The sequence below is a fragment of the Olsenella sp. KH1P3 genome (assembly GCF_900167315.1).
Taxonomy (GTDB): Bacteria; Actinomycetota; Coriobacteriia; order Coriobacteriales; family Atopobiaceae; genus Olsenella_J; species Olsenella_J umbonata_A.
On the sequence record NZ_FUWQ01000003.1, the window covers coordinates 265,615 to 275,659 of the forward strand.

Annotated in this window: 8 protein-coding genes and 2 tRNA genes; 9 read left to right on the forward strand and 1 reads right to left on the reverse strand. The window is 60.5% G+C overall.

Annotated elements, in window-relative coordinates:
- The first annotated feature begins 66 nt into the window (after positions 1–66).
- From B5D13_RS05870 to nagB, 4 genes are all read left to right on the forward strand, one after another.
- A tRNA-Val gene (locus tag B5D13_RS05870) sits at positions 67–142 on the forward strand.
- Between the two features lie 223 nt (positions 143–365).
- Complete coding sequence (gene rph, locus B5D13_RS05875; protein WP_078687386.1) at positions 366–1,106, forward strand: ribonuclease PH; 741 nt, start codon at positions 366–368, stop codon at positions 1,104–1,106.
- 69 nt (positions 1,107–1,175) lie between these two features.
- Positions 1,176–1,811: an RdgB/HAM1 family non-canonical purine NTP pyrophosphatase gene (gene rdgB, locus B5D13_RS05880; RefSeq protein WP_078687387.1), complete on the forward strand. Its 636-nt coding sequence runs from the start codon at positions 1,176–1,178 to the stop codon at positions 1,809–1,811.
- A gap of 152 nt (positions 1,812–1,963) precedes the next feature.
- Positions 1,964–2,698, forward strand: a complete 735-nt coding sequence (gene nagB / locus B5D13_RS05885; RefSeq protein WP_078687388.1) for a glucosamine-6-phosphate deaminase — start codon at positions 1,964–1,966, stop codon at positions 2,696–2,698.
- A gap of 131 nt (positions 2,699–2,829) precedes the next feature.
- On the opposite strand, the gene B5D13_RS05890 is transcribed toward nagB, so the two are convergent.
- Positions 2,830–3,936 (reverse strand): M24 family metallopeptidase, encoded by a 1,107-nt coding sequence (locus tag B5D13_RS05890; RefSeq protein WP_078687389.1) that lies wholly within the window; start codon positions 3,934–3,936, stop codon positions 2,830–2,832.
- Positions 3,937–4,054: 118 nt separating this feature from the next.
- Here B5D13_RS05890 and B5D13_RS05895 point away from each other — a divergent pair, with 118 nt between their 5' ends.
- From B5D13_RS05895 to B5D13_RS05915, 5 genes are all read left to right on the forward strand, one after another.
- Entirely contained in the window at positions 4,055–4,354 is a 300-nt protein-coding gene (locus tag B5D13_RS05895; RefSeq protein ID WP_078687390.1) for a Veg family protein, read from the forward strand.
- An 83-nt stretch (positions 4,355–4,437) separates the two neighbouring features.
- Positions 4,438–5,325, forward strand: a complete 888-nt coding sequence (locus B5D13_RS05900; RefSeq protein ID WP_078687391.1) for a 4-(cytidine 5'-diphospho)-2-C-methyl-D-erythritol kinase — start codon at positions 4,438–4,440, stop codon at positions 5,323–5,325.
- A 186-nt stretch (positions 5,326–5,511) separates the two neighbouring features.
- Positions 5,512–6,525, forward strand: a complete 1,014-nt coding sequence (locus B5D13_RS05905) for a type I phosphomannose isomerase catalytic subunit (protein WP_078687392.1) — start codon at positions 5,512–5,514, stop codon at positions 6,523–6,525.
- A gap of 141 nt (positions 6,526–6,666) precedes the next feature.
- Positions 6,667–6,743, forward strand: a tRNA-Pro gene (locus B5D13_RS05910).
- Positions 6,744–7,467: 724 nt separating this feature from the next.
- Positions 7,468–10,045 (forward strand): InlB B-repeat-containing protein (locus B5D13_RS05915; RefSeq protein ID WP_200802613.1); only part of this gene is annotated, 2,578 nt, incomplete at its 3' end.

Below are 10,045 nucleotides of genomic sequence, written 5' to 3' on the forward strand. Positions count from 1 at the left end.
CTAGTATAAAACCAGCGGGGCAGGTTGCGTGTCCACGCAGGTGCTGTGATAGAATCACTCCGCAATGGGCGATTGGCGCAGCGGCTAGCGCAGGTGCCTTACAAGCACAAGATCGGGGGTTCGAATCCCTCATCGCCCACCATTGATCTCAAGAAGGTCACGGGGAACGTCCCCGTGACCTTCTCTTTGCTCGGGCCCTGCTTTTCCGGTTTTTGCAACCTTGTTCTGGACTCTTTTCGAGCGTGTTGTTTCTGTCCTGCATTGTGTTCGCGCGGTGCGTGGTGCGCGCTTTGACCTGCGTGTGTCAGGGGGTCCGTGATAGTCTGTCCCTATTGAATAGAGAGTGCCGTGGGACAGGAGGTTTCATGTCCGCAGAATCCAGCCAGTCAGAACGTAGCTTTGGGCGAGCCGCAGATCAGATGCGTCCCGTCAAGCTCACGCGTGACGTGATGATGAACGCTGACGGGTCCTGCATGGCCGAGTTTGGAAACACGCGCGTGCTCTGCACCGCCACCGTCGAGGAGGGCGTCCCTGCTTGGCGCAAGGGCTCGCGTGCCGGCTGGGTCACGGCCGAATACGCGATGCTTCCCGCCTCCACCAACCGTCGCTCCAAGCGTGAGTACGGCAAGCGCAAAGGTCGCTCGATGGAGATCGAGCGTCTGGTCGGTCGCAGCCTGCGTGCCGTGGTCGACATGAATCGCCTGGGCGAGTACACCATCACTTGCGACTGCGACGTCATCCAGGCCGACGGCGGTACCAGGACGGCGTCCATCACAGGTGCATGGGTGGCGCTTCACAATGCCCTCATGTCCATGGTCGAGAAGGGTCTGATCAACCGGCTCCCCCTAACGGGGCAGGTTGCGGCAATATCCATGGGGCTGGTTCATGGCGAGCTTCTGCTTGACCTTGACTATCCCGAGGACAGCCATGCTCAGGTCGACCTTAACCTCGTGGGCACCGACGCCGGCGGCATCGTTGAGGTCCAGGGCACGGGCGAGCGCTCGACGATTGACCGCGGTCAGCTCAACCAGCTGCTCGACATGGGGCAGGATGCCATTGCGAAGCTTGTCGACCTTCAGAACCAGGTGACGGGCTTTCGCAGCTAGCCTGTCGCGAAACGCCATGCGCCACACGCGGCGCTTTCGGGGCAGCGAGTCCCAACGATAGGAGTTCCAATGCAAAAGGTAGATATCAACACGCTTGATCCTCGCCATACTGTTGTTGTTGCGACGGGCAATGCGCACAAGGTGACCGAAATCGAGGCGATTCTGTCTCCCGGCATGCCGGGCACGCGCTTTGTCGCCCTTGGCGAGCTCGGGTCGTTCCCCGATCCCATCGAGGACGGCAAGTCGTTCTACGAGAATGCCCTCATCAAGGCCCGTGCGGCTTTGGTCGAGACGGGCCTGCGCTTTGCGATTGCGGACGATTCCGGCCTGTGCGTCGACGCCCTCGACGGCGCGCCAGGGATCTTTTCGGCACGCTTTGCCGGCGGCCATGGCGACGACGCAGCCAACAACCAGAAGCTTCTTCGCGAGCTGACGGACGTTCCCGAGGCCAAGCGCACCGCGCGCTTCCACTCGAGCGTGGTGCTGGTCGAGTCCGACGAGGACGGCGAGGGCATTCTGCGCGGCGACGGCGACTGTGAGGGCATGATCGGCTTCGTGGGCCGCGGCGACAACGGGTTTGGTTACGACCCGCTCTTCCTTCCACAAGACACGCCGGGTAAGACCATGGCAGAGCTTGAGCCGGAGGAGAAGAACGCGATTTCTCACCGCTTCCACGCGCTTGAGGACCTGAAGGCAAAGCTTTAGGTTCGTCGCTCGTGCGATGCGGGCGCGGGCCTTGCGCAATCCCTTGAGAAGGGATGCACGGCCTGCGTTTTGTGGGGCAATCGGGCGTCGGGCACGCGGACGCCCTTGGCATTTTTTTGCTGTAGACGCACGTCTAGGGGAAGGTAGGAAGCATGCGCATCGTTCGTACCACTGACTATAAGGATATGAGCCGCAAGGCGGCCAACGTCATCTCTGCACAGGTAATTATGAAGCCCGACTGCGTGCTGGGTCTGGCGACCGGCACGACGCCGCTGGGCGCCTACAGCCAGCTCGTCGAGTGGTGCGACAAGGGCGACGTGGACTTCAGCAACGTCAGTACCTACAATTTGGACGAGTATCGTGGTCTCACCAACGACGATCCGCAGAGCTATCACTACTTCATGCGCCAGAACCTCTTCGACAAGGTCAACATTGACCTGGCTCGCACGCATGTGCCCGACGGCTCCAACCCCGACGCCGAGGCCGCTTGCTCCGAGTACGACCGCATGGTGAGGGAGGCCGGCTACCCTGACCTGCAGCTGCTGGGTATCGGCAACAACGGTCACATCGGCTTCAACGAGCCTGACAGCTGCTTCTCGAAGGGCACCCACTGCGTGAACCTCACCGAGAGCACCATCAAGGCAAACTCCCGCCTGTTTGAGCGTGAGGAGGACGTCCCCCGCCAGGCGTACACCATGGGCGTGCAGACGATCATGTACGCGCGCATGATTCTGGTCATCGCAAGCGGCGAGGCTAAGGCCGACGCCGTCTATCGCATGTGCTACGGTCCGGTTGACCCCGACTGTCCCGCGTCTATCCTGCAGCTGCACACCAACTGCGTCGTCATTGCCGACGAGGCGGCCCTTTCCAGGTGCCCGCAGGAGTAGGCGACAGGCCGGACGTTGGCTAAAGGCGGCCAAAAAGCTGTCGGACAAGAATGAAAAAAGGGCCCGGAGAGAAGCGCTTCTCTCCGGGCCCTTGCATTTGCCTTGCGCGCAGCCGGTGCGCGTGCGGCTGTTTATGCCTTGAGCACCTGCGGCTCGTGACTGTAGTGGTTCAGGACCTCGCAGCCGTCTTCGGTCACGATGACGAGGTCCTCGATGCGCACGCCAATCTCGCCGGGCAGGTAGATACCGGGCTCGATCGAGAAGATCATGCCTGCCTTGACCGGCTCGTCGTGCGTGCACGAAACGTCGCCGGGCTCGTGGTCCTCGAGGCCGATCTGGTGGCCCAGGCGATGCGTAAAGTAGGGTCCGAAGCCTGCGTCCTCTATAACGTGGCGCGCGGTCAGGTCGATCTCCGCAAAGGTGACGCCGGGCTTGATGATGGCTTCGGCCGCCTCGTTGGCGCGGCGGACGGTGTTGTAGACCTCCAACTGGCGATCGGTGGGCTCTGCCGTGAAGAAGGTGCGCGTCATGTCGGAGCAGTAGCCCTGGCGCTTGCATCCCACGTCGAACAGGACCATGTCGCCCTTGCCGAGGGTGGTTCCGTCGGGCTCGTGGTGTGGGTCGGCGGCGTTTGCGCCGAAGCTCACGATGGGCGAGAAGCTGTGGTCCCCGGCACCCAGGCGGCGGTACTCGGCCAACAGGCCGGAGGCAATTTTGCGCTCCGTGACGCCCTCGTGGACCTGGGCCGCGAGCCAGGACATCGCCTCGTCGTTGATGCGGCTGGCCTCGCGCATGAGGTCCTTCTCGGCGTCGTCCTTAATCGCGCGGGCGTCGTCTACGGCGTTCGACGCCAGGCGGAAGTCGCTTGCGATTTGGGCGTCCATCATGGGCAGCAGCCAGTGCGCAACCAGCTTGCGGTCGACTCCCAGGGGCTTGTCCGACTTCGTGACGGCGGCGATCAGAGGGATGGGATTCTCGGTGTCGTCAAAGGTCACGATAGCGTTGGCCGCGCCTGTGGCATCGGGGAACAGCTTGTTGCAGAAGAGCGTGGAGGTCGCGCCGCCCTTGCCGTCAGCCGAAAGGTGCAGTGCGAAAAAGCGCTCAAGGGGCTGGTTGTAGTAGCCCGTGAGGTACCAGATGGACATGGGGTCGCACACGAGGGCCTGGGTTAGGCCCATCGACTCCAGGTTCGACATGACGTGTCCGATGCGTGATTTATTGGGTGAAAACTGACCCATCTCTACCACCTTATTACCGTGTTTTCCGTGGAAATCATGTTTGTCCCATATACTGGAACGTTGCATGGCACTTTGGCGGACGGAACCATGCGCCGTCCGCTGCAACCCGGAGGTACAGATGGAAGTTGAGGTTCCGCCCGTCAACAGGGTAGACCAGATTCGTGATGAGCTTAGCTCTCTGCAGGGAAACCGCATCAGGGTCCGCGCAAACATGGGTCGCTCCCGCATCGTTGAGCGTACGGGCGTTCTAGTTGGTGCCTATCCCACCCTCTTCGTCGTCGAGGTTGAGGAGCGTCGCGGTCGCAAGGCTCGCCAGAGCTACCAGTACGTCGACGTCCTCACCAGCACGGTTGAGATTTACGACCCCGACACCGGGGAGCGCATCCTCGACTTCGGGACTGCCGAGGAGCAGGAGTAGCAACGCCGCCGGGCCGCCTCGCGACCCGGCTTTCTTTTGGGCGCCTTGCGCCGTTTGTCTTTCCTTCAGCACCAGGGGTTCCCATGCAGCAGAGCGTCACCAAAAAGGCTCCCGTCAAAGTCAACCTCCACCTAGGTATACATCCCGGGCGTGACGAGCGTGGCTACCATCGCGCCGATTCGGTCATGTGCGCCCTCGATCTGGGCGACGCCGTTACGGTCGAGCGGCTATGCGCGCCCGCGCCGCAGTCCGCCGCACAGCGGGGTGTCGCTCTCGACATGAGCGAAGACGTGGGAATCGACTATGCGCGCAACACGGCCTGGCTTGCGGCGGTCCGCGCCAAGGAGGCTTTGGGAGACGAGCACCACTATTGCGTTCGTGTCACCAAAGGCGTGATTCCGCAGAGCGGCCTTGGCGGATCTTCGTCTGATGCAGCGTCGACAATCATGGCCATCCTCGAGCTTTGTGGCGAAAGCCGCCGAGAAGAGCTTGCGGTTCAAGTCGCGCGTTCCATCGGGGCGGACGTCCCCTTCTTCTTGAATCCTGTGCCCTCGTACCTCGATGGTGCTGGCGACGTACTTAAAGAGAGTTTTGGCCGCCTGGACGATGTGCCCGTCGTGCTCGTCCGCCCTTCGGATGGCGTCTCGACTGCGGTGGCATACGGAGCATTTGATCTGGAGCCCACCGCTCCAGTTGCGCCTGACGCCATGCTTGCCGCCCTTCGCGCGGGCGACGTCCAAGCTGTCGCGGAGCACCTGTACAACAATCTCGATCCGGTTGCGAGGCGGCTCGTGCCGGACGACGACGTCATCGCGGCGTGGCTCGCGGCAGACGGCGGCGTGCTCGGCGCCCAGGTAAGTGGCTCGGGTAGCTGCGTGTTTGCCATCTGCAGGTCTCACGAGGATGCCGGGCGCCTGGCGGGTGCGGCGAGGCTTCGCGGCTGGTGGTCAGCTGCGACCAAGATGCTCTAAGCGAGCGTCTTCCAGACTGCTGGGCGGAAGGCGAGACGGATGGCCCGGCGGGTGACTGCGGGTAAGGGTCCGAGGCTGCGGAATCCGATTCGGATTGGGTTAAAATGCCTTGCCAATTCGGCTGTGAGGGCGCAAAGTGTGGGTTGCATTTAGCGCAACCGCAGGCCTCGGCAGTTAGGATGTCCAATGCCCCCTTCCACCAACGAGCTCTTGTTCTTCTCGCCGTTCTTCCTCTCCAAGATCTGGGGAGGTCGCAAGCTCCAGACGGAGTTTGGCTACGAGATTCCTGAGGGTAAAATAGGTGAGTGCTGGGCCATAAGCGCGCATCCCAACGGGCCGTCCCCCGTGCGCGGCGGCACCTACGACGGGCGCGGCCTTGCGGGGCTTTGGGCCGAGGAGCCTCAACTCTTTGGCCACATCGCCGGTGATCGCTTCCCGCTGCTGATCAAGATCCTGGATACCAGCGAGTACCTTTCGGTGCAGGTCCATCCTGACGATGCCTATGCGGCTGAGCACGAGAACGGTAGCCTGGGAAAGAGCGAATGCTGGTACATCCTGGATGCGGACGAGGACGCGCGCATCATGATTGGGCAGAAGGCCCACGACCGCGCCGAGTTCGCCAAGATGGTTGAGGCTGGTTGCTGGGACGAGCTACTCAACGAGATCCCCATCCACAAGGGCGATTTCTTCAGCATCACACCCGGCACGGTGCACGCGGTCAAGGGCGCGCTGATCCTCGAGGTACAGCAGTCGTCTGACGTCACCTATCGCGTATATGACTTCGACCGCCCCCAGGCTGACGGTAGTCTGCGAGAGCTGCACATGGCCCAGGCGCTCGACGTCATCGACTACGGTGCGCCGCTGCTTGCCGATGGGGCTGTGACGGCGCCTGAGCAAGGCGGCGTGACGCGTCTCATGGACTGCCGGTACTTCAGTGTGGACCGCGTTCGCGTGGCTCCCGACGCCCCCGTCTCTCTTGAGCAGTCTCACCCCTTCATGTGCTTCTCGGTCGTGGAGGGGGAGGGTGGCTCCGTCACGGTTTCGCCCACATCTTCGGCCGAGAAGCGCGCGTCCCCGGAGCCCAGGCGCTATGAGCTTCGCAAGGGCGATCACTTTCTCGCGCCCTACGCTTGCGGACGTCTGGATTATGAGGGGGACCTCGAGTTGGTCGCCAGCTACGTACCGAACGCGAACGATTAGCGTGCTGCGAGCCGATGGCTTTTGGGCGGCGGGGGTGCTTGTTTGGTGGCAGTGCGAAGGGGGCTGCTGTAAGAGGAAAGATTTGTCTTTTCTTGATCTCGTTGGTTTGCACAAGGAGTTCTGCTAAAGTATCTACGCTAACGGGTTGTGGCTCAGCTTGGTAGAGCGCTCGGTTCGGGACCGAGAGGTCGCTGGTTCAAATCCAGTCAACCCGACCATGATTAGTCAAGGCCAGTCGCTTGTGCGGCTGGTCTTTTCTTTTTGATACAAGCTATTGTTTTTATGGCATGTATATGATGCGTTGCTACTACCTAATCAAAAACTAAACGTATTGTCGTAAGGTAGCGACTATTTGGCAGTTCAATAATCAAATATTTTTTATCTTTCCGATAAAGCTTCATACTCTCTTACGGAAACTGAGATTTGTAAACGGATACTAAATGCCAGTAGGAAGAAATAATCAGTATTTGAATAGTATCTCTTGTTATGGCTTTCCATTACAAAAAAATACCGCCCTACCTGCGCTCCATTGGTGGAAATAGTTGGCTTGTGGTGTATGGAAAAGGCTGCCGGTTGGTAAAATCTACATAGGAACTCTCGAAAACCTTCGTTATAATGCGACACTTTGACGAGTCAGGAATTTCGTAACTCTCTCGTCATAGAGAGCACTATGCGAAGGCTTTTGCCGTGACCGGACGTTCTGTTGGATGTTGACACGCGGCGGGGTAATTGGCCTTTGCGCCGGCGTGACGTTGGAACCATCGATCTAAATGATTCTGGCGGGGAGGATTGATCATGAGAAAGTACAGGAAACCACAGGTGCTTTGCCGTGGCAGCATGGCCAATAGAGTACTGTCAATATTTCTGTCGTTTGCGATGGTAACGACTTGCGTGCCTGCGACTGCCATCGCAGAGGCGCGTGACGAAGCGGCGGGTGAGGAGGTGTCCTCGCAACCCGTCGGGCAGTCCTCTACAGAAGAGTCCACGCCCGCCCAGGCGACCCCGCAGGTAGGCGCTGCGCCCATTGCGCAGGAACAATCTTCAACGCAGGAGAAGCAAGAGGCTTCGGCGGCGCAGGGTGAGCCTGCTCCCACTGCGCAGCCCGCGGCGCCTGCCGCGGAGCCCGCCGCCCAGGAGCAGGAGGGCGCTCCCGCGCAGGCTGCAGACGCGAGAATAGCCATCGATCTTGGCAATTCGAGCATCACCTGCTTTGGGCAGACCATCGCCTCCCCCGCCTCGAGCATCACGGTCCCTGCGGGCAAGGACTTTGCGTTTCACGTCACTGCCGACCATGACTACGAGATAACCCAGGTCTCCCTTTGCGTGAACGGGACGGTTTCGGCTCTTCCCGCTGACGCGAATGGTAACTACACTGTCCCCGCCGCATCGGCGGTGGATGGTGCCCGCATCACCATCTCCACTCAGCGGAAGGCGGGAGAGCCGGAGTCTCAAGTTGAGGTTCAGGCAGAGAACACGGCGACTGCGGTGACTGATCCCGTTGAGCCGAATGGCGCCGAGGCCCAGAAGGAACTGGTTGCTGAAAGCAAGAGCGCAAAGCTTGGCGCCATGGGGCTGATCGGCGATCTGATTGACGCACTGCTTGGCTCCGACGATGCCGACGCCGATGCTAATGTCAACGCCGCCAAGGGGCCTGGCGAGACGAAGGCCGCCGGAACCCTGAGCTTCGTAAAGAACAACGATAATGTCCGCGCCGAGATGCCCGGGAACGTCAAGTCGGACAAGAACGGTGTCGTGACCATCCCCGATGTCACCCCTGTGGCGCACACCACTACAACGTCGACCTACAATTACTACTTCTTGTCCTGGAACACTAAGGCAGATGGGACGGGCGTCGCGTATGCTCCCGGCCAGACTATTACCATCGACGGCAACACCAAGCTGTATGCCACGTGGGTAAGGGAAAGCACCGTTTCCTTCAGGCTGAACGGAGTTGCCGGGGCGAACCCTGCCAGCATCTCCGCACTTGACGGCGAGACGATTGTTCTGCCGGACCCCGGTGTCACAAGGCCTGGATATAAATTCATAGGTTGGTCCACCAGCCAGACCGCTCAGGGGTCGGGGGCCAGCAACTACTCGGCTCCCGTTTATCCGGTCGGCAGCACGTATACGGTTTTGGGCAACAAGACGCTTTATGGTACCTGGGCTGCAGAGAAGGCCGTGGACACGACGTTCTTCGTCCGTCTTGATGGCGTTATTCCCACGGAACCCAGTGGCCATCCGATGACTGAGTACACAGAGGGCGTTACGCTGAAGAACAATTTCAATTTTTCGCACTTTGCGACCGACAGCTCAATCGGAATCGCCGATCTTCTCAATGCGCTTCCGTCCGACGACCAGATCGTAACGATGTGCAGTCACAGCGGCATCACCTATGACCCAGAGACCCAGTATGTCCTCTGGTATGTCGTAAAGCGTGAGAGCACGTGGCACGTCGACGGAGTGATGCTCAACAAGGCACTCGTCAATCTTGCCTATGACCCCAACTGCCCAACGGGAGAGTGGGCACAGGGCACTATGCCGGATGGCAAACAGTACACGCAGGGCTCAACTGCGACGGCTGCGGCAACGCCGACTCCCCAGCGAAGGGGCTATACGTTTACCGGATGGAACACGAGCGCTGGCGGAGATGGAACGGCGTACGCTCCCGGAGAGTCCTTCGTGATAAATCAGGACACCACGCTCTTTGCCCAGTGGAGGCCCAAGGACGATACCGAGTACACGATCAAGCGTATTGATGCGGACACGGGCACGGTAATCGACGTCGTCAAAGATCACGGCCGAACTGGAGCGCCTGCGACCGTCGCGCAGGAATATAAGACGATCGACAACTATATATATGCTGGAGACGATTACCCGGGCACCGTCCTGACAGGCCTTGTCGCGGGCGACGGTTCGCTTGTCCTTACGATTTTCTTCCACAAGCAGTTCAACGTAACCGGCTCCATCGATCGAGGCACCGTTACTAATGAGAGCCAGGCGGACATTGCCTACGGAGGAACGTCCGAGGCCATGACGTTCACTCCGGCTCAGGGCTATACGATCACTGGTGTCACGGACAACGGTGAGGCCGTCGATTTCGAACTGAATGCAGACGGGACGTACACCTATGCCGCAATCAACGGCGTCACCGAGAGCCATGACGTCGAGGTGACCACGACCAGGGACGACTCGCAGACCCACTCCGTCAGCGCCCAGGTCGAGTACTACTTCGGCGACACCCTCGCCGAGGCCAAGGCCAAGGCCGAGGCCGACGCCACCGACGAGGCCGTGACCGAGACCGGCTGGATCAACGACGCCGTCACCGCGACGGTCGAGCCCAACCAGACGGACAAGTTCTCCGGCTACAAGTGGGACTCCACCGACGGCGAGACCTCCTACGAGCTCGCCGCCGGCGAGGCGACCGACCCGTCCACGCACGTGGTGAAGGTCTACTACGTCAGGGACGACTCGCAGACCCACTCCGTCAGCGCCCAGGTCGAGTACTACTTCGGCGACACCC